Here is a 25,214-nt window from a genome sequence, read left to right on the forward strand (position 1 = left end):
AGTTAGTTGTACAGATTGAACGTATTGATCTCTAAACTGGCACGAAGCTTGCTTGGGTATAAGTGGAAGTTAGTTGTACAGATTGAACGTATTGATCTCTAAATTGGCACGAAGCTTGCTTGGGTATAAGTGGAAGTTAGTTGTACAGATTGAATGTATTGATCTATAAACTGGCACGAAGCTTGCTTGAGTATAAGTGGAAATCAGTTGTACAGATTAAGCGAAAGAATTTATAAACTGACATGAAGCTTGAACTTAAATGAAAAAGAAAGGAGTGTAGAGAATATGGCAAAAATCATACTTGCATCACATGGAGGATTATCTAAAGGAATGAAAGATTCAGTTTCTATGATTGTTGGAGATTTAGCTAAGGATATAGAAACATATAGCTTGCTTCCTGGACAAAATCCTGAAGACTTTTATCAAGAAGTTTTGAAAGAAGCAAAAGAGTGTGAAGAACAAATCTTAATCTTATGTGATATTAAAGGTGGAAGTGTTCACACAGCATTATCTAAACTTGCAGTATTAGATAATGTAATGGTCTTCTCAGGAATGAACATGGGACTAGTATTAGATGCAGTAATGAAAGGCTTGAATGGAAAACTTGAATTAGCAGAAGCGAACGATTTGATCGAAGCAGCTAAAGATGGAATGACTGTTATGAATGGAATGACAAGCGAAGATGATGAAGATTTCTAATAGGAGGAGAAGAAAATGATTAAATTATTAAGAGTGGATCACAGATTGTTACATGGTCAAGTTGCTTTTTCTTGGAAAAATGCAGTTGAAGCAGATTGTATCTTAATTGCGTGTGATGCAGTTATGAAAGATGATTTAAGAAAAACATCAATCAAGATGGCAAAGCCAAGTGGTGTGAAATTAGTTATTAAAAGTATGGATGATGCAGTAAAGGCAATCAATAGTGGTGTTACAGACAAATATAAATTATTGACTGTAGTTGAATCTATTAAGGATGCTGAAAGATTATGTAAAGAGTGTAACATCAAAAAATTAAATCTTGGTGGTACTAAGGCAACTGCTGAAACTCGTAATATTTCTAAAGCAATGAATATTACACCAGCAGAAGAAACAATTTTAAAAGGATTATGTGAAGCAGGTGTGGATGTAACAATTCAGATGGTTCCAGAAGATAATCCAGTAAATGTAGAAAAAGTTTTATAGGAGGAGAAATATGTTACTACAAGCAATTTTACTTGGCTTGGTAGCAATGCTTGGAAATGCTGAGTATTTGTTCGGTACAAGTTTGCTATCAAGACCATTGGTTATGGGTACTTTAACAGGTATTGTACTTGGTGATATTCAAACAGGTGTTACTCTAGGTGCAACATTAGAATTAGCATTTATGGGAGCTTTCTCAATCGGTGCTAGTATTCCACCTGAAATGATTTCAGGAACTGTATTAGGAACAGCTTTCACAATTACAACAGGAGCTGGACCAGAAACTGCATTAACTGTAGGTTTACCAGTTGCTTCACTAGTATTAATCGCAAAGAACGTTGGAATGGTATTCATCTTACCTCCATTTGTTCACAAAGCAGATAAATATGCAGCTGAAGGAAATATGGCTGGAGTTGCTAGAATGCACTTATTAGGTGGATTCTTCGGTGTTAACTTAATTATCGGTGTAATCGTGGCATGTGGTTACTATGCTGGTGGACCTGCTGTACAGGCTTTATTAAATGTCATTCCTACATGGATTTCAAATGGTTTACAAATCACAATGGGCTTATTACCTGCAATTGGGTTCGGTTTATTATTAATGATGATTATGGAAAAAGACGTTGCATGTTTCTTCTTCTTAGGATTCGCATTAAGCGTATACTTAAAGATTCCAGTAACAGCGATCGCAATCTTTGGAGTCATCATTGCTATCGTATTAACTCAGTTACGTAGTAATTCAGCTCAAACAGCTATAGAAGGAGGAGTGGATGAAGATGACGACTTCTAATAAATTAACTAAAAAAGAATTAAATCAAGTATTCTGGCGTTCATTCGGTTTGGAATGGTCTTGGAACTATGAAAGACAAATGAATATGTCATACTGCTATAGTATGTTACCAGTTATCAAAAAGTTATATCCAAATAAAGAAGACCAGGTTGCAGCTATGAAGCGTCACTTGGAATTCTTCAATACAACGCCACAATTGGCAACATTAATCTTAGGTATTAGTGCTGCTATGGAAGAAAGTAACGCAAATGATCCTGAATTTGATACAGAAAGTATCAACAGTGTAAAAGTTTCATTAATGGGACCTTTAGCTGGTATTGGTGATTCATTCATCTGGGGAACATTACGTATTATCGCTACTGGTGTGGGTCTATCATTAGCAAATCAAGGAAATATCTTAGGACCTATCTTATTTTTATTAATCTTCAACCTTCCAGCTCAGGGATTACGTTATTATTTAATGAATACTGGTTATAAATTAGGTAGTGGATTCTTGGCTAAGATCCAACAAAATGGATTAATGTCAAAACTTACTTATGCAGCAAGTGTTTTAGGATTGATGGTTGTTGGTGGTATGACTGCTGAAAACGTAGTAATCAGTTTCCCATTGAAGTTTGGTTCTGGTAATGAAGCAACTACGTTAAATGATGTATTCAATAATATCATGCCTGGTTTAATGCCATTATTATTCACATTACTAGTTTACTACTTATTGAAAAAGAAAAATGTTAAGACAACTACATTGTTATTAATCTGTGTTGTGATCGGATTGATCGGAGCATTCTTTGGTATCTTAGGTTGTTAATAAATTTAAAATAAATGGAGGAAAAGAAAATGGAAATGATTAAATTTAATGAACAGGAAAAAATCGATAGCGTAAATGGCGCATTAGCTCTACGCCCTCAGATCAACGAAATCGTTGATGAAATCTGCGAACGTGGATATTCAAACATCTGCTGGTTAGGTGTTGGTGGTACTTGGGCAAGTGCTATGCAGGCTACAGTACATATGAAAGAAATGAGTGCTATTGAAACTTGGGCAGAAAATGCTGCTGAATACTTAACCACAGGAAACAAACGTATTACTAAAGATACAGTTGTTATTATCTCTTCTGTAACTGGAAACACTAAAGAAGTAGTTGATGCTATCAAAAAGATCAAAGCTGAAGTTGGCTCTACAGTTATCTCATTTGTAGATGCTAAAGAAGCTATCTTATTAGATTTAGGAGACTACAAGATTTCTTACCCAGTTAACGAACAGTTAAAGTTCTTCATGGTTGCTGACCGTTTCATGTTCAACAATGGTGAATTAGAAGACTACGAAGATATGTATGCTGAATTTGACAAATACTTAGCAGAAGCTTTAGTAGAAGTTGAAAAGAAAGCTGAACCATTTGCTGTTGAATTCGCTAAAAAACACTGGAATGATGAAATGCACTACTTTGTAGGTGCTGGAAATCAATGGGGTGCTACTTACTCATATGCAATGTGCTATTGGGAAGAACAGTTATGGTTAAAAACTAAATCAATCACATCAAATGAATTCTTCCACGGTATGTTTGAAATCGTAACTAAAGAAACTCCAGTTACTATCTATATCGGTGAAGATGCTCAACGTCCATTATCTGAACGTGTAGCTAACTTTATTCCAAGAATTTGTGAAAACTACACAATCATCGACTCTAAAGATTACGAATTAAAGGGAATTAGTGAAAAATATCGTAAACACTTATCTCACCATGTAATGCATGCTGTAAACAACAGAATCGATGTTCATATGGAAATCGAAACTCGTCACCCTATGGAAATCCGTCGTTACTACAGAAGATTAGAATACTAAAATATAAGGGGTGGATTCATTCCACCTTTTATATATTAATAATTGGGGGTATATTATGAATAAATTAACAATGCTTGATTATGTTAAAGAAACACCAGACGTATTAAAAACAAATATTGAACAATATACTACACTAGTTGATCCATTGATGAAAGAAGTGCAACAAAAAGAAATAAAACGTATTTTACTTGTTGCTTCTGGATCAAGTCATAATGCTTGTTATTGTGCGAGAAGTTTTGTGGAAAAAGTAAGTGGTTTAGAAGTAAGAATCATTATGCCATATACATTTACGTATTATGAAAATGACATTAAAGAGAACGACTTAGTTCTAGTGGTTACACAGAGTGGGTTAAGTACAAATGCAATAGAAGCATTAAAAATTATCAAGAAAAAAGAATGTAGAGCTATTTGTTTAACAGGAAATAAAAACAGCGATGTAAAAGATGTTGCGGATGTTGTGATTGAATATGGTGTTGGTGAAGAATTAGTTGGCTATGTTACAAAGGGTGTTTCTTCACTTGCGTTATTCTTAGATTTATTCGCAATTGCGTATTCTGGAAAGATTGAGTATTTGGATGAATTAAAGAAAGCAGTTGATTTAAATGAAGAAATGATTGATCAGGCTACAAGCTTTATTCAGCAACATTATAAGAATTTCTCATCTATGTCCTGGGTTTACAGTTGTGGAGCGGGTGCTAATTATGGAACAGCACTTGAAAGTGCATTAAAAATGGGTGAAACTATTCATATTCCAAGTTGTTGCTATGAAATTGAAGAGTATATCCATGGACCAAACCTTCAATTAACGCCACAATACAATGTGATTTTCTTTGATGGGAACGATGGTGCAAGTCGACGTGTAGAACAAGTATATAAGGCTACACGAAAAGTCACAAATCGAGCTTATTTGATTTCAAACAACCCTCAATTATCGAGAGATGGTCATGTTTTAAGTTTGAGTGATACGGTATCAAGTGAATTAAGTCCACTTGTATATCTACCATTTGTACAATTATTAAGCTTTATTGTTTCAAATGACTTACACTCTATTTATCAACATCCATTATTAAAAGAATTTAAGGCTATCGCAGCTGCAAAAACGGAGAATTTTGTGAATTATGATGGAGACGATTAAAGCGATTATTTTTGATATGGATGGTGTCATCTTTGATAGTGAAACCATGTATATAAATGATTTGATAAGATTTTTTAAACAGCATGATATAGAAATACAAGTAAGTGATTGTATTCCTCTTATTGGTATTGATAGTAAATTATATTATGAACAAGCATACACAATGTGGAACAATAAAACAGATTTCATTACATTTAAAAATATGCTTCAAGAATATTTTCGTTCATTTGATTGTGATTATAAAGCAGTCGTTAGACCACAGATCTATTCTGTTTTAGAAAGCTTAAGTGAACGTTATAAAATTGCGTTAGCGTCCTCTTCAAGTTTAAATACTATTAATACTGCATTAGATCAAGTTGATTTAAGAAAGTATTTCACATTTATAGTAAGTGGTGAACAATTCAAAGAAAGTAAACCCAATCCAGAAATATATTTACATACAATCAAAGAATTGAATGTGAATAAAGATGAAGCTATTATTATTGAGGATTCACCTAAAGGAATATTAGCTGCAAATAGAGCTGGTATTAAGGTATTGGCTTTAAAAGATGATAAGTTTGGCTTAGATCAGAGTCAGGCAGATATAATTATTAATGAATTAAATGATATTATAAAGTTGATTGAGAAAGGGGCATAAAAGTATGAATGCTATGTTAATTGTCGCTATAGTGATTGCTGTTATTGGAATTATTCCAGTGATCATCAGAAAGAAACTTCTAAAAATCTATCTTACATTACTTCAAAACAATGATATTAAGGCAATAGAAGACTTAATAGCAACTAAACTAGCTAAGATATGTATTCCTTCATTTAATAGAGAATACTTACTTTTAAATGCTTATCTAAAACTAAATGATGATAAACAAATAGATACTCAAGTAAACAATATAATAGATCATGTTCCTATGAATTCTAAGCAGAAGTCTGTTCTTGCAAAATCAGTATTCTATATATATGTAGATAAGAAAAATGCACCTATGATTGATCGTTTGTTGGAAATGGTTAGCACGACAAATGATCATGCCCTATATAGACAGATGGATATGGTCAATGATACTTTAATTAGTGGTGGAATTAAGTATTTTGATGAATTAAAATCTGATCTAGAAAATACAGAATATACTAAAAACAATGCAGATACTCCCTATCTCGAATTCTTATTATCAGTTATCTACAAAAATATGGGTAATGAATCAAAAAGCAAGGAATATAGGAATAAAGCCTTAGAAGACAGTAAAGGAACTGTATATGAATCTTTAATTAAATCTCAAAATTAATAGGATGATTGAGAAAATCTCGCACTGAAAGACAACCTAATTAAATGGGTTGTCTTTTCGTGCGACAGGCAGTAGCTTATATGTTATGTCAACAGGGACATGACATTTTCTACTTATAAATGATTATTCAAGATAGGGCTCTATTAATTTAAAATGCGTCATGGGATGTAGAAATCCTGTAGGTGAAAGTCCTACATCGTGCGCACTAGTGCTATTCGAGAAATTTAATCTAATGCATCAACGTAAGGCGGTGTGTGAAGGAGATGCAGTATTCGAGAGCGGTCGAAACGAAGTGTGAATTGAAGGTGTGGCAGTAGAATGTGTGACGACATTGCGATAAATGTGGAAGTCTATTTACTGTGTTATCAATGAACTAGTCGATAACATAGGCCTTATATTGTGAAGTCAGTTGGCATGATATTAAGGAAATAGCGATGACCCTGTGAGACCTTATGACTACTTGGTGCATATCAAGGTACTTATCTATAAGTGTAATTCGAAGTGATAAGTACGTCATGAGTAGACAGACACTCTCATAGTAGTGAATGATATTGATGTAACATAACATAACATCAATGAGGGGAGTCATTTATTGGAATTATTATAGGAACTTATGGGATATCACAAATGGGCTTACGTTTATCGGTAGGATTATTGGAAGATTATAAAAATAAACATAAAATGATTATGCTTATAGGTGCTTTATCTTCAGGATGTGTTTCTTTATTTAGAATTATTTTCAATAATGGCATTGGTTTTTTGATTGAAAATCTTTTTCAGGACTTGCCAGGGCAATGGGCTTCTTCCAAGCGGTGTATGCTTTAGGAATGACTTTATTTCCTATGATTTGTGGAAATATTGTAAGTCATTTTTCAATGCTATATGCTTATTTGTTTTTAGCAGTGATTTGTTTAATTGCATCAAGTATTTCTTTTATATATTGTAAATCTCATTAACAAATAAAGCTCTTACAAAATTAATAATTTGTTAATGAAATTAAAAATGTATACAATACTCTTTTCGAAGAATCTAAAAAAGTATAAGCTACAGGTGTCTTAGGAAAGAGAGGACTAAATATTATGAGTATCAATGAAATTAACGCAGAAGCAAAAGAATCTTTAAGAAAGTATTTTAAAAATAGTCAAGATGTAAAACATGAAAATGAAGCAAGAAAAGAATTAACAAAAGAAGAAATCTTTGAATCCGTTGCAGGAGAAATCAAAGAATCAGAAATGAAATTAGAACAAAGATATCAAATGAGAAACACATTACAACAAGATGCAAAAGAAGCATTTGAAAAAGTATGTGGAAAGAAATCTGAAGCAAAAGAAGTAGAACATATGACATTAGAAGGAATGCAAAAAGAATTAAAAGAAAATACAAAACATCAAATGGAATATGTCAATTCATTAAAACAAAATACAATGAATGCAAGAGCATAGAACTTCGAAAGAAGTTCTTTTTTTTACACTTGCTTGATATTTTCTTAACATAAAAAGGAGTAGTATTTTGTTAAGAGGTGATCAAGATGAATGTTAAAAGAAATCAATTAATTGAAACAATTGTTTGGGTAGGAATACCAATGCTTTTTATGATTGTTGATTGGGTCTATAAACATGTATTTAATATAGAATATTTAGAGTTATCTATTCTTTTATTTGTAGTAGCAACAATCTATAAAACATATCAAAAATAAAAACAAATCGCTAATTACGATTTGTTTCAAACATTTCAAAACTAGATAATACAAATAAGAAGAATAAACCAGTGTGTATCCAAAAAATCGTATAATCTAAAATACCATGAATTAATAATACACCTATAAATCCCATAACAAGAGCAATATAAGAATAATGCTCTTTTACTTTATAAAGACGTTTACAGTTATCATAAATATAAGGAACAAGACATGCGAGTCCAATAATTCCAAATGAAAGTAAAGGATCTAAATAAACACTATGGGCATGTTGTGTTAAATGTCCATTATATTTATCTAAAATCATCATATAAGTAAATGGGCCTTGTCCTAGTAGTGGAGAAGCTTTGATACCTTGAATAGCACAACTCCAAATTTGAATTCTAACATCTAAATTTGAAATCAAATATTCTATTCTAGGGAATTTATCAGGATTTAAAACAAAGAAACCTGCAATTCCTAAACATCCAAGAGCTATCAAAACACATAATTTATAGTTTTTATTAAAAATAAGAAATAAACAAATAGCTCCTGCAATTGCTACATAACCAGCACGACATCCTGTCATATAAAGCATAAATAAGTTTAAAAAACCAACAATAACATAAAAAATACTTCTTTTTAGATTATTTTTAACAGTAAAGAATTTATATACAGTACATACAGCAATAAATTCAATCATCATCGCATAATAGTTGGCATTGTAGAAAACACTATTTAAACGATTTTCACGTCTTGCATAAACTTTAAAGGTGAAATGATCAACACCTAAACGATGATAAATTTGAAATTGCTCATAAATTCCATATATTGCCCAAAGAATAGATAACACAATCAACATATCAATAATAAATTCAAAGGTCGATTGATTAATATGTTTTCGATAATAAACCATTAAAATAATAACAATAAATATTCCTAGTGTTGCAAGTGCTCCTAAAATATTTTTATGAATAATGGAGATGCTTAAAGAGATTAAAACAAACAAATAGAGAAATTTAATTTGTGGTGTTTGTTTTAAGGCAATGATTGCTTTTTTTGATACTAACAAATAAATAAATTCAATCAATAAAATAGGTCCTAATATATAAAAAGGAAAAGTAAAACTAAAACATGTAAATATTAATAACAGTTGATCAAAAGTAAACTGTTCTTTTAAGTCTTTTAAATAGTTCATAGTCGCCTCCTGGAGATAATATATCATATTTATGATTATTTCAGTAGCCAAAATGAAGATGTATTGTTAAAATAGGGCACTAGAGGTAAGAAAAATATGAAACAATACTTTTATTTATTTAATTATCCACCAGAAGAATATGATTTATGTGCATTAGAATTTAAATATCTTTTTCATGAAGAATATCAACAATGTTTTATTACAAATAAAGATATTGATGTCAATATAAGTGTTTTTATGAAGGGAAAAATAGATATTTGGGCGATAAGTTCCAATTTTGATGACTTAAAAGAGGAAGTTAAACGCCAAAATCATAATTATCAAGATTTTAAAGTTATTTATTTAAAAAATCCTATTAGCCATCCAAATTATCAAGAAACACTTGATAAATGTAAAGATATTTCATGGTTTATAGCGGGCAGTGTGAATATGTCCAAACCAAAGCATACAATTGCTCTTACAAAAGTGAATGACTTATGGATTATCGGGTATTATCACCATGGTGTTCCATCATGGAAAAAATATGATGATAAACCAAATACTTTTTCAAATTCTTTAGATATTAGACTTGCAAGAACATTGATTAATATTGCTGGAGAAAATGATCAAACAAAAACAATGATAGATCCATGTTGTGGAATGGGTACAGTTGTTTTAGAAGGACTAGCTTTAGGGTATTCTATCAAAGGATTTGATATTTCAAGGGATATTTCATGGAAAGCAAGATGTAATTTAAATCATTTTGGTTTTGATGGTATGTTGATTACAAAAGATGATATTAATAAGCATCAAGGACATTATGATATTGCTATTATTGATATTCCTTATAATCTTTATACACCGATTACTTATAAAGAACAGTGTGATATTATTAATAGTGCTAGAAAATTATGTAATAAACTTGTTTTAGTAAGTTATGAACAAATGGATCAAGAAATCAAACAAGCAGGTTTTGAAATAAGAAATCGTATCTTAAGGAAGAAAACAGAATTTGTTAAATTTGGACGTTATATTTATGTGTGTTATTAAAAAATCATTGGATTATTTTCCAATGATTTTTTTGATCGTCTTTAAATCTTTATTTTCAATAAGTGCTTTAAATATATGATCATATTGTTGTAAAGTAAGATTTTCTAATAATTCGTTATCTTCTTGAGGAAATTTACTTTTAAAAAGCATTAATGTATCTTCTTTTTTACTTGCTAGTTTTCCTTCATCTTTTCCTTCTTCATGCATTCTTTGTCCTTCATGATAATGTTGAATTTTAACAAGTTGTCTTTTTTCTGCCGCTAAAACAAGCTCTTCATCTTCATTGAATTGTTCCATCTTATCTTTCATGATTGTTACCACCTCATTATCTAAAGATATTATATCATGGGTAAGTCCATGATATAAGATGTAGATTAAGATTTCTAATCTTGAAAAGTTTTCTAGTTTTTTTTCTTTTTCAATAACTTTAATAAATGGAAGTTGGACAAAATAGCTTGTTGCTAAATTAAACTTTCTCACATTTCCATATTCATTTCTAGGCACATAGCTGTCAATCAATACAAGATTATCTTTATCAATATCGTTAATAAAAGTAATCAAATTCACTTTATGAAGATGGTCACTGTATCTTTCATCTCCACGATTGACTTGATGATCGATCATTCTAGCTTCATAAGCTTGAAGACGATGATAGAGTTCTTTAGAGAATATACTGTTTTGCATTTCAATATCGACCAGTTCACCATCTTCTGTTATTACCTGAATATCTAAGATTATATCTTTATCACTTATATGATGAGGATTAAGCTCTGAATTTAAGACATTAATTTTCTTACATTTAATATCCATAACATCTTCGATGATAAGTTTTAATAAACGCCTACATTGTTCATCTTTCATATTTGATAATAAATACTTAAATACAAGATCATTTTTAAAATCGGTAATTCTTTTAGGTTTGATTTTTGTTTCCATAGTTTCTCCCCTTCATTATTTATATAGACAACAAAAATCATTTTTTCTTTTAAAAAATAAAAAAACGAAATAATTTTCTTATTTCGTTAAATCATATAAATAGCAAGGGCAATTAAAATACTTGCAAGAATATCTGTTAAATAGTGAACACCTGTAAGCAGTCTTGTACAAGTAATTGTAATAGCAAGTGCTGAGAGTAATAATCCCATATTTGGTCCTCGAGCAATAACGGTCAAAGCTATAGAAATAGCTAAACTCGTATGAATACTTGGGAAAGAATGACCTATTCTTTTTTTATCATCAATAGGTTTAAGGTCATACTTTTGAATAGGACGAGGTCTATCAATTAATATTCTAAGTAGAACAGTAATTAATAAAACGACAAATGGTTTAATAAATAAAAGATAAAAACCAGTTTGTGATTCTATCACTATTTTTAATAAAAAGAGTGAATAAAATATAGCGACCATCCAAGGACAAAATTTTGATGCAAAATAGGCACAAGATTTTATAAAAGGATGTTTATACATAAATTTATTGATACCTTCATAAAAAAACTTCATATTGACCCTCCAAAGTTTTGATATATCTATTATACTATAAAAGAGAAAAGATAGCATTAATAATCGAATTACGATATAATGGACATAATAAGAGGTGTAAAAGATGAATAGAAAATTAATGCCCTTTATGTTACTTCTTATCGAAGTTGTCATGTATTATTTTATATGTTTATACTTCCATATGGATTTAGATTTAATCATTGGATCAGGAATACTTTATTTCCTATTCTTATTTATATATGGACATTATTCATTAAATACATGCTTAATATGGGATGAAATTAAAGCGTTAGTTAAATCAAGTTTTTGTTTTTATATCGCATTACTTGTGTTGGTACCAAAATCAACAGGTTATGAAAGAAGAATGCATTTAACAATCATGGTAGCTTCAATGTTTATTATTTGTTTACTAGCTGATAGATATATTAGAATTGCTTTTAGAGAACAGTTTGCTAGAAAAACATTAGTTATTGGAACAGGATATGAAGCAGCAAGACTTGGTAAAATATCAAATAACAATCGTTTTGCTTTAACACAAGTAGAAGGTTATGTGGATGCGAATTGGACAGATCAGTTATTTGATTTTAAACAGGAAAATGTGATTAAAAATAGTTTTATTTATAGTTATGAAGAATTGGATGAGGCTATTAAAACTTTAAAAATTGAACAAATTATTGTGGCTTTACCAGAAGCAAGTGAAGAAGTAATTGATAAGGTGATGTCAGATATTTATGGAAAAGTTGAAAGTGTTAAGTATTTACCAGATGTTAATGGAACAATGACTTTTTCTTCTGAAGTTCAGGATTTTGATGGACAATTACTGATTGCAACAGCAAATAATGAAATGTCGGCTCTTGCTAATACTATGAAAAGATTTATTGATATTTGTGCAGGAATTGCTGGATGTTTAACGTTAATTCCTTTGATTGCTTTTGTAAAATATAAATATGTCAAAAGCGGAGATCATGATAGTATTATTTTTAGTCAAGATAGAATTGGTAAAAATGGGAAAATGATTAAAATCTATAAATTTAGATCAATGGTACCAAATGCTGAAAGAATTTTGGATGAATTGATGGAAAAAGATCCAAAAATCAAAGAAGAATATCTGACAAATAAAAAACTAGTCAATGATCCAAGAATTACACCAGTAGGAAAGTTTTTAAGAAAAACGTCATTAGATGAATGGCCACAATTTATTAATGTTTTATTAGGTGAAATGTCATTAATTGGTCCTAGACCTTATTTACCAAGAGAAAAGAAAGATATGGGTCAGTATTACAATTCTATTATTAAATGTAAACCAGGAGTTACAGGAATGTGGCAAGCAAATGGTAGAAGTGATGTTGAATTTAATTATCGTTGTAAATTAGATGATTATTATTATCATAATTGGTCTATTTGGTTAGACTTTACGATTATTTATAAAACGATTAAAGGCGTTGTTTATGGTAAGGGATCGTTATGATCTCTTTTTTTGTAAATGACGGGCATATTTTGCATCTAAGGTGAAAGTCTTTCGTGAGCATAGTTGCCGATGAATCATATAGCGGCTTGCAAGTTCCACACTGTGAGTTATGGAAGAGAGAAAGCAATAAAGTCCAAAAGAAAACCGTAGTCTTAATGTGTAAATCCAGTGGATAAACGAGGAAAGATGTACAACTCGTGAGATTTCACTAGCGACAAAGCAGTAACAACGAAGAGTAAGAAGTCAGGAAATGGCATAGTGGATATGGACAGTATACTGAAGTTCTGAATGATTAAATAGTGCAAAACAAATGCATGTTTCTAATACATGTTTGACATTACAAAGTAGATGAGGTGTATTTGCTCAAAATGTATATAAACCTAGAACCTGGTATTAGAAAACTAAGTATACCAACTATTACGGATACGATTATCCAACAAGTGACGGTAAAAAAATAGAACCAATATGTGAACACTGTTTTAGTGAGTATAGTTATGGTTTCAGACCAAGTCGAAGTTATGAAAAGGAAATGCTTAAATTTCTAGATTATTTAAATGAACAATTTTTTGATTCTAAAAAAATGATATATGTCTATGAAAATAACAAAATAGCTAAAGTATCCAACATAAAGCAAAAGATGCTTAATGTCACTTTAACTTAATAACATTGAGGAAGATTATGTGAAAAAGATAAACATACATACTATACTACAAGAGTTGAAAAAATTATTATAAATTTTGGTGGTAATTACCCGATATGCGAAATTTACATTGCATTGTAAATATAGAAACTTGTTTTGTTTTTTTATAAATGCTAACATGGGATTATAAAAAATATGAAATAATGTATATAAATTTTTTTAGAAATTGTATGTAATATAAAAATAAGCGAGAAGGAGAATAATTAATGAATTCAAACATAAAAATAGCATATATTGTTTTATGTCATAAAAATGCTGGTCAAATAAATAAAATGATAAAGAAGTTGGATTCAAAAAATTGTGATTTTTTTCTTCATATTGATAAAAAAAGTTCAATAGAAGAAGATATCATTAAAAATAATCATATTTTTGTTTTACCAAATGATAAAAGAATTGATGTCAAGTGGGGAGATATTTCCATGATTGATGCTACTGTTAATTTGATGGAGAGTGTGTTCACTTCAAAAATAAAATATGATTATATATGGTTAATAAGTGGACAAGATTTCCCACTTAAAAGTTCTCAAGAAATTATAAATTTTTATTATTAAAAATAAAGGGAAAAATTTTATAGAAATAAATAAATTTGAAAGGGAAAATACTATAAAAAAAAGATATGAATTGTATTTTCCAAATTGGATGAGAAGCAAAAATTTTTTTGTAAGATGTTTAAAGATGGGATACATAAACATTGCACTACATTTAGGAACTCTACTTGATAGAAAAAATATACTTAACGTTGATTTCTATTATGGAAGTCAATGGTGGACATTGACCTATGAATGTGCTAAAGAAATATATGATATATTATTAAAAGGTGAATATATAGACTATTATAAAGGCTCTTTGGTTCCAGATGAATCCATATTTCAAACGATTTATATGAATAGTAGATTTAAAGACAAATACTACGATAAATTAACATATGTTAATTGGAAAGGACAAATTAATCACCCTAAAACTTTTACAATAGAGGATTGTGACGAATTAGAAAAAGTTAATTATTTAATGGCAAGAAAATTTGATGAGGATTTTGATGATAAAATTATAAATAAATTATATGATGAACTATAAGCAGTAAAAGATAAAGCCTATTATGCGAAAAATAAGTAAAAATACGATTAAAGTCAATAATTAAACAGAATGTAGGTTCGAAAACATATAGAGAAATAAGTGATAATTTTACTTAAAAAAACGCATCCGCTAGATTTTGCACATTGATTTTTCAGCGGATATGTATTTTTTTGAGCAAGTGGTATTTAAATTTATACCAATTTCTTGCTCTTTTGAAAACACACCATTCAAACCCTGCAGTACAAATAATGTCTGTCATTTTTTGATAAGGCAAATATAGATTTTTTTGTTGTTGAGATGACATTTGAGTAATATAGTTTATGCTTTGCGACATTGCCAATGGCAAAATCAAAGTAAGAAACAAGATTGTTAATTGTATAAAGTCGTGATAAAGTTGTCGTAGAAGATGGCATCATGTTGAAAGGTAGTTGTGATAGATAAAAATATATGTAGAATAGGAGGTAATATTTTAAGAATTACTAGTTATAAAGATGAATATTATACTGAAGATTCGAAACTTGCAAATAATTTGTTATCTTATTGAAGATTAAAAATACTTTTTGGTATATATTTTTGTTATTTTAATATTGGCAATGACTTCTAGCTTAATAAATTCATTAAGTGACAAGGTACATTGCTAAAGAATGATAAAAAAATCACTATACCATAGTGTTTAATTTTGTTAATATTTATTTATAATATTTAATTGTTAAAGAAAGTGTGTTAATATTTATTGAATTAGAGGTAATAATGTCGTACTATTACCAATTAGATTTCCAAAGATTGTGAAGGAATATTCTTTTGCTTCTTTTGCATTAATAGCAATTTATTATTTAACAAAAAAGATGTTATAAATGAAATAAAATCTATGTAAATTACAAATTTATTTGCACTATTTGTAATTTATTAAATTTTGTTGTATAAAGAAAGGATGAAAAAATATTATGAATAATAAACAAGTTGATATATTATTGTCGGTATATAATCCAAATGAAGAATATTTGATAAAACAATTAATTTCTTTAAATAATCAAACATATCCTAATTTAAAACTATATATATTTGATGATTGTATAAAAAAAAGGTGTAATTTAGATTTATTTGAAAAATATATCACAAATTTTTCCTATGAGGTTTTGCCATATTGTGAAGAAAATTTAAATTACATGGGGGCTTTTGAAAAATTGGTGCAAAGATCAGATGGTGAATATATTGCTTTTTGTGATCAAGATGATATATGGATGGATGATAAAGTTGAAAAGTGTGTCGCATATATGAATGAAAAGAATATCGACTTAGTTGTTACGGATAAACAAATAATTGATGAAAATGACAACGTCACTTGCAGTAGCGTTAGAAAACATAGCAATAAAAACTATGATAATTGGAATACTTACGATGATATAACTAAATATAATATCTTTGTTACTTATGCAGTAGGAATGAGTATTATAATGAAAGCTAGCTTTGCAAAAAAGTCTTTACCATTTTCAAAATACACAGGTCATGATAAATGGGTATTGGCGTGTACTTCTACAGAAGGAAAAGTAGGGTACTTAAATTTACCTTTAGTTCAATATAGAAGACATGGGAAAAATGTTAGTGGTGTATTAGTTGGAATAGAGACAAAGGAAGATTATATCAATCAGAGAATAATGCCTGATTTAAAAATGATTGAAGATTTTAAACAAAAATATCCTAATCACAAAGATTTAAATGAAATTGAGAAATTTGCTAATGCTAGAAGAACAGGTAATATAAAAACCTTATTTAAATTGAGATATCTTGCACCTGACATTGCAAAATTTGATATTGTGACAGCTCTTTTACCCAAAAAGTTATTTTCATTTATGGTAAAAATTGCCCAAAAAATAAGTTAAAAGGATGAAAGAAACAGATATTGGAAAATGAAGAAATATTTGCTAGTATTATTGTAATGTGTTTTAAGAATAAAGAGTTACTTGAAAATATTGTTTGTTTAGTTTTGAATCAACTGTTCAAATCTTATGAATTATTATAAGTGATGATTGTATATCAAATTTAAATAGATTATTTTTTGGGACTGTTTCAAATAATTAGAACAAAAATAAATAGATCTTACAATCTATTATAAAAAATAGAAGCTCATTGATTATAGAATTAATAAATTTAATAGTATTTTTTCAAATATTGAGTATTTTGATGTGATAATAATGTTAATATATAATAGTATAAGAAAAATGGATAAAGAGGTGGAAAAATGCAAGTAATAAAATATATGTTTCAACCACATGGTGATGATAGAGGACAACTTGTTGCTCTAGAAGAATTTAAAGATATACCTTTTAAAATTAAGCGAGTGTACTATATGTATGATACAGGAGAAGGAGTCCGTAGAGGATATCATGCACATAAAAACTTAGAACAAATTTTAATTTGTATACATGGAACTTGTAAAATATTATTAGATAATGGTAAGGAAAAAAAAGTTGTACCATTAGAAAAACCATATGAAGGATTGTATGTGGCTAATAATATGTGGAGAGAAATGTTTGATTTTTCTCCTGATGCAGTATTGCTAGTATTGGCTTCAGAAGCATATGATGAAAGTGATTATATTAGAAACTATGATGATTTTTTAGAATTTATTAAGGAGAGTGAATAGAATGAAAATACCTTTTGCAACATTTAAACCAATGCATGATGAAATAAGAAAAGATTTAGATCAAGCATATAATAAAGTAATTGATAGTAATTATTTTATCCAAGGAAAAGAATGCGAATTATTTGAAAAAGAGTTTGCAGATTATTGTAATGCTAAATATTGTGTAGGTGTAGCAACTGGATTAGATGCATTATATTTAATTTTAAGAGCGATGAATATAGGTAATGGAGATGAAGTAATCGTTCCATCAAATACATATATTGCAACAGCTTTAGCTGTTTCATATTGTGGAGCAACACCTATATTTGTAGAACCAAAATTAGAAACTTATAATATTAATCCAGCTTTAATAGAAGAAAAAATAACAGATCAAACAAAAGCAATTATAGCTGTTCACTTGCAAGGAAGACCTGCAGATATGGATGCAGTTAATGAAATTGCTAAAAAACACAATTTATATGTTATTGAAGATGCAGCTCAAGCACATGGAACAGAATATAAAGGTCAAAAAGTAGGTACTTTATCAGATGCAGCAGGGTTTAGTTTTTATCCAGGTAAGAACCTAGGCGCTTTAGGTGATGGAGGAGCAGTTGTTACAAACAATAAAGAAATTGCTGATAAAGTTAGAGCTTTAGGTAATTATGGTTCAGATTACAAATATCATCATATTTATAAAGGAACTAATAGTCGTTTAGATGAAATTCAATCAGCATTTTTACGTTGTAAATTACCACATTTAGATAAATGGAATGAATATAGAAGAAATGTAGCAAATAAATATTTTGAAGGAATAAAAAATCCATTAATTAAATTACCATTAAAAGATAGTGAAGATTATAGACATATTTATCATGTATTTGTCATTAGATGTGCTAAAAGAGATGAATTAGAAAAATATTTAAATGAAAATGGGATTGGGACTGTAAAACACTATCCTATACCAATGCATTTACAAGAAGCATATAAAGATTTAAATATCAAAGAAGGAAGTTTACCAATTGCAGAAGAAATTAGTAAAACTGTTTTAAGTATTCCAATGTACTATGGAATGACAGATGAAGAAGTGAATTATGTTATTGATAAACTAAATGCGTTTAAATAATGAGAGGATAATTATGATTACATTAAGAAAACTTCAATTAAAAGATGTTCCATTAATGCTAGAATGGATGCATGATGAAGAAGCAAAACATATTTTTCAAAATAATTTTGCTGAAATAGATGATGTTGCAGCAAAAAAGTTCGTAGAAAATTCTTTTAGAGAAGATCAGCAACATTTTGCAATTGTTGATGATCAAGATGATGAATATTTAGGTACAATTTCTCTAAAAAATATTGATTTAAAAAATAAAAATGCTGAATATGCAATTAGCACAAGAAAAAAAGCAAGAGGAACAGGTGCCAATCAAAAAGCAACGGAATCATTATTAAAATATGGTTTTGATAAGTTACAATTGCATAGAATTTATTTAAATGTATTATCATCTAATAAAAGAGCAATTTCTTTTTATAAAAAATGCGGATTTATTTATGAAGGAAAATTTAAAGATCATTTATTTATTGATGATAGATATCAAGATTTAGAATGGTATGCTATATGTAAAAAATAAGAGTATGATATGTATGAAAAAGTTGATTCATAATGTCTATGCATATCTAAAAGAAGAAAATATATAATAAAGTATTGAAATTATTAAAAAATTAAGATTGTTCAAATATTATATTGTATGTTTATGATGATTGTGTAATTGAAAAATAAGTATAGATATCATAAAAATATATTACTCATATTGATTTGTGCAGGTGTTGAAGGAGATTTTTTGTTAGCTTATTAAAGAAAATAGCATAAAAATACACAAGCAGTGAAATAAAAATAAGGGATTATTTGCTTTCACTGCTTTCTTTATATATAATTGCTTTGAAAAAAGGAGAGTTTAAATGGTTAAATCAATAATATCGAAATATAAAAATGTTCCTGTTGAAGTGAAAGCTTCTATTTATTATACAATTTGTAGTATTGTACAAAAGTGTATTGTTTTAATAACGTTACCCATTTTTACAAGATTAATGACAACTCAGCAATATGGGCAATATAGTATCTATCAATCATGGATGAATATCGTAGCTATTTTTGCTACTTTGAACTTACAATATGGGTCATTTGATACAGCTATGATTAAATTTGAAAATGATCGAGATAGATACATATCTTCTATCCAAGGGATTGTTTCAGTTTTAACATTAATAACTTTAATTATATACATCATAGCTCCAGTATTTTGGAATGATTTATTGGAATTACCATCAATACTTGTTCTTGCAATGATTGTTGAAATATTGATGAGTACAGTCTTAACTTTTTGGACAAATAAACAACGTTTTATATATAAATATAAACCAATGATTATTGTAACTCTTATCATATCAGTCGCATCTCCTTTAATAGGGTTGGTTGGTGTATTTTTATTTGAAGAAAAGGGAATAGCACGTATTTTAGGAAATACTGCAGTATATCTATGTATTGGTTTAATTATATACATTTATCAATTATATAAAGGGAAGGCTTTATATGATAAAAAATATTGGACATATGCTTTAAAATTTAATATACCTCTTATACCATATTATTTATCACAAATGATATTTAATCAATCTGATCGAATAATGATTAGTAGAATGTCTGGCCAAACAAATGCAGCATTATATAGTGTTGCTTATCAATTCGCGGTTGTCTTAGTTTTTGTTATTAACTCTATCAATAGTTCATTTGTTCCTTGGACATACAGAAGTATTAAAGATAAAAAATATAATATGATAAAAAAAGTAACAAATATTATTATAATATTTATTGCTACAATGTTGATTGTACTTATTTTATTTGGTCCTGAAGCTATTGCTATCTTAGGGGGAAGTAAATATAAAGATGCTATTTGGGTCGTTCCTCCAGTAGCAGGAAGTTTATTATTCTTATTTTTATCACAATTATGTATAAATGTAATGTTCTATTTTGAAGAAAATAGTTATCTTGTTAAAGGATCTATATTAAGTGCTGTTTTAAATATTGTTTTGAATTTCTTACTTATTCCTGTTTTTGGATACGTTGTAGCTGGGTATACAACTTTATTTTCCTATATTGTTTTTTGGTTGAGTAATCTATATTATATGAATAAATCATGTAAAGATAAAATAGAAGATTATAGATATGATACATTGTTTGATTGGAAAAAAATATTTATTATTGCTACTGCTTTCACGATTTTAATTATTTTATTGACATTTACATATTATACAATTTGGTTAAGAATTATATTTGTAGGTATAATAGGAATTATTGTTTTATTAAATAGAAATAAAATAATAGAATATTTTAAATTAATAAAAGGATAAGATGAATATGGATAAGACAAAGTTAACGTATAAAGTTGCTAGAAAAATATATGATTCATACCGCTTTTTAGTAGCCGATTTTAAAATAAAAAATTTAAAAAAAGTAACAAACACTAAAAAAAAGATAGTATTTATTTCACAAATGTCTAATTTGTGGATCAATGTAGATGATTTATATAATCAATTATCTAATGATGATCAGTTTGAAACATATGTTTTAATGATTCCAGAGTTTGATTATTCAAAAAAAGAATTTGATATCCAAACAATGAATACAAAGATTTATGATTTTCATAAAAATCATAATCATCAAAATACAATTAAAGCTTTTGATCAAGGAAAATGGTTTGATTTAAAAAATATTAATCCAGACTATGTTTTTTATGAAAGACCTTATAGTTCTTACTTACCAATGGAATATAAAATATCTACAGTTTCAAAATATACAAAAACATGTTATTTACCTTATGGATATGAAATGATGAACTATATTTTTGATACTTCACTTAATGTGGATTTCTTTAGATATTTGCATATCTTTTTTGCGGATAGTTATGTTACAGAATCTTTTAATAAAAAAAGAGCACCTTTATCTCATCGATTAGGATTAAGAAAAACGATATTAACAGGACATCCTATATTTAATGCTTTTAATAAAGCACAAAGTGAAGATAATCTATTTTGGGATAATGATGATCAACATTTTAAGATTATATGGGCTCCTAGATGGACAATAGATACGCAATTGGGAGGAAGTAATTTTTTAACTTATAAAGATAATATAGTTGATTATGTTGAAAAAGATAAGAAAAGAAGTCTTGTTTTTAGACCTCATCCACTTACATTTAAAAATTTTATATCTTTAGGTTTGATTACATCCGATGAAGTAGATGAATATTTAAGTAAGTTCCAAAATAATGAACAGTTATATTATGATCAAACATCAGAATATTTTACAACATTTTGGCATTCAGATGTTTTTGTAGGAGATATTTCATCAATTATACCTTGTTATTTTTTAACGGGTAAACCTATTATTTATTGTCATACTGATGCTGTGGATGATAATGATATTATGAAAAAAATATTTAGTGTATCTTATAATGCTTATAGTTTTGAAGATGTAGAAAAAATTCTTTTAGACTTACAAAATGGAATAGATCCATTAAAAGAAAAAAGATTAAAATTAAAAGATGAATTATTTGAAGATAAATATGTAAAATATGTAACTCAAAATATAATTAAAGTTTTAAAAGATAATTAAGAAAGGAAAAATACATGAATATAGAAGCAACAATCATCGTAATGGTCTATAAAAATTTAGATCAAGTAAGACAAACATTAGATTCTATAAAAAAGCAAACATATTCAAATTATGAAGTTATTGTAAGTGATGATGGTTCACCTAATTATACGCAAGAAGACTTTGATAAAATCACTGAACAGTATAAAAATGAATTTACGTACTTTAAACTTATAAATAACGGAATTAATAGAGGAACTGTCAAACATTTTAACAGTTTGATTAAACAGGCAAAAGGAACAATCATTTGTCCTTTATCAAGTGGAGATCAATTTTATAATGAAAATTCTCTACAAGAAATTATGAATGCTTTTGATCAAGAAGATAAACTTATATATACTTCGAAAAGAATGATCAAAAAAGAAAATAATATAGAATATTATCCAAGTTTATATCAAGTTTCTTTATTAGATCAATCAAATCATTTTTTTGAATATATTATGAAATACGGTAATTTTGTATCGGGGGCTTCTACTTATTATAAAAAAGAAATTTTTGATAAATATGGATTGTTTGATGAAAAATATAAGTTATTAGAAGATTATCCATTCTATGTTAATCTTGCATTTAATAACGAAAAAATTGGATATATTGATTATCCAACAATTCAATATGAATTAGGAGGTATTTCTACAGCAAGTAATAGAAATCCTTTATTAGATCAAGATTATGTAACTTTATTTAAAGATGTTTTATCTCAAAAAGATATACATTTATCACATATGACAAAAAGAGCTTTAAACTATAGAATAGATAAAATTACAAAAAAATATAATTCTTTTTTAGTTCAACTATTGTATATAGATGTTGTTATAATGCTTTGTTTAAATAAAGCAGGAATTATTAAGGGGTAAATGGGGAAAATTATGAGTAAATTAAAAAAACAATTTATATCTAATATACCATATTATGTATTATTCTTTATTTTATTATTTATACATATTCAATTGAATGTAAGTACAGGTGATGATGTAAATTTTGCAATTCGAGCAAAATCAATGACTTTTACAGATTTTAATATATATAAATACTATAATTGGTCTTCTAGGCAATTGATAGAAAGTGTACTTTATTTTATTTCAGTTCATAGTCATGTTTGGATGCTTTTAAACTCATTAGTTATTACAATTATAGCTAAATTAATAGAAGCAATATTTTGTAATCATACAATAAAAATGAAAATACTTTGTTGTATTGGAACACTTATCTATCCCTTGATTGATATGTCTTCTGCTGGTTGGATGGCCACAACAATTAATTATTATTGGCCATTAGGCGCTATTTTAATAAATTTATATTATTTAAAAAAAGCAAATAATCTTATTAAATTGAAATGGTATGAATATATTATTAGTTCTATAGCCTTATTATTTGCCGCAAATCAAGAACAAGGTTTTGCAATTTTGTTAGGAACTTATTTCTTCTATATAATTTACTGCTTTATCAATAAAAGGAAAATTAGTTTTTTTGTAATTTTAAATATTGTTTTAATCATTGCATCAGGAACATATATCTTTACGTGTCCTGGAAATTGGGTGAGAAAGAAACAAGAAGTTAAAAATTGGTTCCCAGATTTTGGAACATTATCCTTTTTTAGAAAAATTGAAATAGGAATTTCTTCAACTGTTTATCCTATTTTATTTAAAAATAATGTACCAATGTTATTTTTATCATCAACACTTTTAATAATTATTAATACTTTTAAAAATAGTTTAGTGAAAGCAAGTACAATGATTATTTTTGTAATGACATTAGTTTTTGGTGTTTTAGGAAAATATTTAGTAGACTTATATCCAAATATTTCTTTTCTATATTCTATATTAGGGAAATACGGTATTTTAAGTTTAAGTAATTTAAAATCATTTTTTCCATATATTATGTTTTTAATAGAATTTATTACATTATTAATCATCATATTATTTTTAATTAAAGATAATAGAAAAAATATAGATATTTTTATTATCTTATTAATTGGCTTTGGATCAAGATTTATGCTTTGCTTTTCGCCAACTGTTTGGGTTTCCGGAAATAGAACCGCTCTATTTTTCTATTTTTCAATGATTATAGCAAGCTGTTTATTAATTTCTAGATATCATCATAGAATAAAAAATTTAGATTATTTTATGGCTATATTTGGAGTTTTTGCTTTTTGTAATATTATTAATTGTTTAGTTTAATAAAGCTAGAAGTAATTTGAGAATATCAAATTATTTCTAGCTTTTATTTATTAGTTATATTGTTTAGAGTTTTTTTGATGATAAAATGAATACAAGGGAGGTTTGAGCAATGAAAGGTTATTTGAAGAAAGGAATAGCATGTTTCATTTTTCTATTTTCAATTTCAATGAGTCTATCATTTGTTTCGGCATTAGAGAGAAATGATGAAGTAAAGATGAATGATGTTGTTGAAGTAAAAAATGGACTTTATAAAGAAAACGGGAAAGTTTATTTTTATGAAAATGATGTAGCAATTACAAGTATTGTTAATGATAATGGAACTTTTTACTATGTAAATGCAGATGGAAATGTTAAAACAGGATGGGTAAATGATCAAAATCACTGGTATTTTGTAAATAATGATGCTACTTGTAAACAAGGATGGTATAAATATTACGGTAAATGGTATTATCTAGATGCTAATGATGAAACATATCCATCATCAGCAATAACAAATCAAGTAAAAGAAATTGATGGAATCAAATATCATTTTGATGAAAATGGTGCTATTAAAACAGGTTGGATAAATGATGATAATCATTGGTATTTCTATGATGGAAATGCAAGTTTAGTAAGTGGATGGTATAAATACTATGGTAAATGGTATTATTTAGATGTTAATGATGAAACATATCCATCATCAGCAATAACAAATCAAGTAAAAGAAATTGATGGAATCAAATATCATTTTGATGAAAATGGTGCTATTAAAACAGGTTGGATAAATGATGATAATCATTGGTATTTCTATGATGGAAATGCAAGTTTAGTAAGTGGATGGTATAAATACTATGGTAAATG

The 25,214-nt window shown here is 27.9% G+C and carries 26 protein-coding genes and 1 pseudogene; 24 read left to right on the forward strand and 3 right to left on the reverse strand.

Annotation, left to right across the window (positions count from 1 at the left end; all coding sequences use genetic code 11):
• Window positions 1-285 precede the first annotated feature (285 nt).
• The 11 genes from LJD34_RS06620 to LJD34_RS06670 all read left to right on the forward strand — a co-directional run bounded on the left by LJD34_RS06620 (window position 286) and on the right by LJD34_RS06670 (window position 7,916).
• Window positions 286-699 carry a PTS sugar transporter subunit IIA gene (locus LJD34_RS06620; protein WP_175301267.1) on the forward strand — a complete coding sequence of 138 codons (414 nt, stop codon included), beginning with the start codon at window positions 286-288 and terminating at the stop codon, window positions 697-699.
• A 15-nt stretch (window positions 700-714) separates the two neighbouring features.
• A complete protein-coding gene (locus LJD34_RS06625) occupies window positions 715-1,182 on the forward strand; it encodes a PTS sugar transporter subunit IIB (protein ID WP_175301266.1) in 468 nt (155 codons plus the stop codon).
• Between the two features lie 10 nt (window positions 1,183-1,192).
• A complete protein-coding gene (locus LJD34_RS06630; protein ID WP_175301265.1) occupies window positions 1,193-1,969 on the forward strand; it encodes a PTS mannose/fructose/sorbose/N-acetylgalactosamine transporter subunit IIC in 777 nt (258 codons plus the stop codon).
• The gene (locus tag LJD34_RS06635) at window positions 1,950-2,774 is read left to right on the forward strand and encodes a PTS system mannose/fructose/sorbose family transporter subunit IID (RefSeq protein ID WP_227359492.1); all 825 of its coding nucleotides are present in this window, start codon (window positions 1,950-1,952) and stop codon (window positions 2,772-2,774) included. The genes LJD34_RS06630 and LJD34_RS06635 overlap by 20 nt, the downstream gene beginning before the upstream one ends.
• A gap of 29 nt (window positions 2,775-2,803) precedes the next feature.
• Window positions 2,804-3,808, forward strand: a complete 1,005-nt coding sequence (locus LJD34_RS06640; protein ID WP_022000662.1) for an SIS domain-containing protein — start codon at window positions 2,804-2,806, stop codon at window positions 3,806-3,808.
• A 55-nt stretch (window positions 3,809-3,863) separates the two neighbouring features.
• Window positions 3,864-4,943 carry an SIS domain-containing protein gene (locus tag LJD34_RS06645; protein ID WP_175301264.1) on the forward strand — a complete coding sequence of 360 codons (1,080 nt, stop codon included), beginning with the start codon at window positions 3,864-3,866 and terminating at the stop codon, window positions 4,941-4,943.
• Entirely contained in the window at window positions 4,927-5,580 is a 654-nt protein-coding gene (locus tag LJD34_RS06650) for an HAD family hydrolase (RefSeq protein WP_227359493.1), read from the forward strand. The genes LJD34_RS06645 and LJD34_RS06650 overlap by 17 nt, the downstream gene beginning before the upstream one ends.
• Before the next feature lie 4 nt (window positions 5,581-5,584).
• Window positions 5,585-6,220 (forward strand): hypothetical protein, encoded by a 636-nt coding sequence (locus tag LJD34_RS06655; protein ID WP_227359494.1) that lies wholly within the window; start codon window positions 5,585-5,587, stop codon window positions 6,218-6,220.
• A 627-nt stretch (window positions 6,221-6,847) separates the two neighbouring features.
• Window positions 6,848-7,045 (forward strand): hypothetical protein, encoded by a 198-nt coding sequence (locus LJD34_RS06660; protein ID WP_175301261.1) that lies wholly within the window; start codon window positions 6,848-6,850, stop codon window positions 7,043-7,045.
• 254 nt (window positions 7,046-7,299) lie between these two features.
• Entirely contained in the window at window positions 7,300-7,662 is a 363-nt protein-coding gene (locus LJD34_RS06665) for a hypothetical protein (protein WP_118473561.1), read from the forward strand.
• A gap of 86 nt (window positions 7,663-7,748) precedes the next feature.
• Window positions 7,749-7,916: a hypothetical protein gene (locus tag LJD34_RS06670; RefSeq protein WP_158569901.1), complete on the forward strand. Its 168-nt coding sequence runs from the start codon at window positions 7,749-7,751 to the stop codon at window positions 7,914-7,916.
• 10 nt (window positions 7,917-7,926) lie between these two features.
• Here LJD34_RS06670 and LJD34_RS06675 read toward each other — a convergent pair whose 3' ends face one another.
• Window positions 7,927-9,093, reverse strand: coding sequence for an O-antigen ligase family protein (locus tag LJD34_RS06675; RefSeq protein WP_032090923.1), 1,167 nt, complete (start codon window positions 9,091-9,093; stop codon window positions 7,927-7,929).
• Between the two features lie 96 nt (window positions 9,094-9,189).
• Between LJD34_RS06675 and LJD34_RS06680 the strand changes: the two genes are divergently transcribed.
• Window positions 9,190-10,122, forward strand: coding sequence for a TRM11 family SAM-dependent methyltransferase (locus LJD34_RS06680; protein ID WP_227359495.1), 933 nt, complete (start codon window positions 9,190-9,192; stop codon window positions 10,120-10,122).
• 12 nt (window positions 10,123-10,134) lie between these two features.
• On the opposite strand, the gene LJD34_RS06685 is transcribed toward LJD34_RS06680, so the two are convergent.
• On the reverse strand, window positions 10,135-11,058 hold the full coding sequence (locus tag LJD34_RS06685; RefSeq protein ID WP_227359496.1) for an Rpn family recombination-promoting nuclease/putative transposase: 924 nt from the start codon (window positions 11,056-11,058) through the stop codon (window positions 10,135-10,137).
• A gap of 86 nt (window positions 11,059-11,144) precedes the next feature.
• Complete coding sequence (locus tag LJD34_RS06690) at window positions 11,145-11,621, reverse strand: phosphatase PAP2 family protein (RefSeq protein ID WP_118473558.1); 477 nt, start codon at window positions 11,619-11,621, stop codon at window positions 11,145-11,147.
• A gap of 103 nt (window positions 11,622-11,724) precedes the next feature.
• Between LJD34_RS06690 and LJD34_RS06695 the strand changes: the two genes are divergently transcribed.
• From LJD34_RS06695 to LJD34_RS06745, 12 genes and pseudogenes are all read left to right on the forward strand, one after another.
• Window positions 11,725-13,089 (forward strand): exopolysaccharide biosynthesis polyprenyl glycosylphosphotransferase, encoded by a 1,365-nt coding sequence (locus tag LJD34_RS06695; RefSeq protein WP_227359497.1) that lies wholly within the window; start codon window positions 11,725-11,727, stop codon window positions 13,087-13,089.
• Between the two features lie 906 nt (window positions 13,090-13,995).
• Window positions 13,996-14,340, forward strand: coding sequence for a beta-1,6-N-acetylglucosaminyltransferase (locus tag LJD34_RS16405; RefSeq protein WP_264474799.1), 345 nt, complete (start codon window positions 13,996-13,998; stop codon window positions 14,338-14,340).
• On the forward strand, window positions 14,336-14,863 hold the full coding sequence (locus LJD34_RS16410) for a beta-1,6-N-acetylglucosaminyltransferase (RefSeq protein ID WP_318532715.1): 528 nt from the start codon (window positions 14,336-14,338) through the stop codon (window positions 14,861-14,863). The genes LJD34_RS16405 and LJD34_RS16410 overlap by 5 nt, the downstream gene beginning before the upstream one ends.
• 944 nt (window positions 14,864-15,807) lie before the next feature.
• The gene (locus LJD34_RS06705; RefSeq protein WP_022001102.1) at window positions 15,808-16,743 is read left to right on the forward strand and encodes a glycosyltransferase; all 936 of its coding nucleotides are present in this window, start codon (window positions 15,808-15,810) and stop codon (window positions 16,741-16,743) included.
• Between the two features lie 359 nt (window positions 16,744-17,102).
• Window positions 17,103-17,507, forward strand: a complete 405-nt coding sequence (locus tag LJD34_RS06710; RefSeq protein ID WP_147580688.1) for a sugar 3,4-ketoisomerase — start codon at window positions 17,103-17,105, stop codon at window positions 17,505-17,507.
• Between the two features lies 1 nt (window position 17,508).
• Entirely contained in the window at window positions 17,509-18,609 is a 1,101-nt protein-coding gene (locus LJD34_RS06715; protein ID WP_227359498.1) for a DegT/DnrJ/EryC1/StrS family aminotransferase, read from the forward strand.
• 13 nt (window positions 18,610-18,622) lie between these two features.
• Window positions 18,623-19,117: a GNAT family N-acetyltransferase gene (locus LJD34_RS06720; protein WP_022001099.1), complete on the forward strand. Its 495-nt coding sequence runs from the start codon at window positions 18,623-18,625 to the stop codon at window positions 19,115-19,117.
• A 328-nt stretch (window positions 19,118-19,445) separates the two neighbouring features.
• Entirely contained in the window at window positions 19,446-20,894 is a 1,449-nt protein-coding gene (locus tag LJD34_RS06725; protein ID WP_227359499.1) for an oligosaccharide flippase family protein, read from the forward strand.
• 7 nt (window positions 20,895-20,901) lie between these two features.
• Window positions 20,902-22,158 carry a hypothetical protein gene (locus LJD34_RS06730; RefSeq protein ID WP_147580686.1) on the forward strand — a complete coding sequence of 419 codons (1,257 nt, stop codon included), beginning with the start codon at window positions 20,902-20,904 and terminating at the stop codon, window positions 22,156-22,158.
• 14 nt (window positions 22,159-22,172) lie between these two features.
• A complete protein-coding gene (locus LJD34_RS06735) occupies window positions 22,173-23,051 on the forward strand; it encodes a glycosyltransferase (protein ID WP_227359500.1) in 879 nt (292 codons plus the stop codon).
• Window positions 23,052-23,063: 12 nt separating this feature from the next.
• Window positions 23,064-24,374, forward strand: a complete 1,311-nt coding sequence (locus tag LJD34_RS06740; RefSeq protein ID WP_227359501.1) for a DUF6056 family protein — start codon at window positions 23,064-23,066, stop codon at window positions 24,372-24,374.
• Between the two features lie 109 nt (window positions 24,375-24,483).
• A pseudogene (locus LJD34_RS06745) lies at window positions 24,484-25,214 on the forward strand (hypothetical protein); the annotation flags it as partial.

The organism is Faecalibacillus sp. MSK20_93 (genome assembly GCF_020589945.1).
In the GTDB taxonomy this organism is placed as follows: Bacteria; Bacillota_I; Bacilli_A; order Erysipelotrichales; family Coprobacillaceae; genus Faecalibacillus; species Faecalibacillus intestinalis.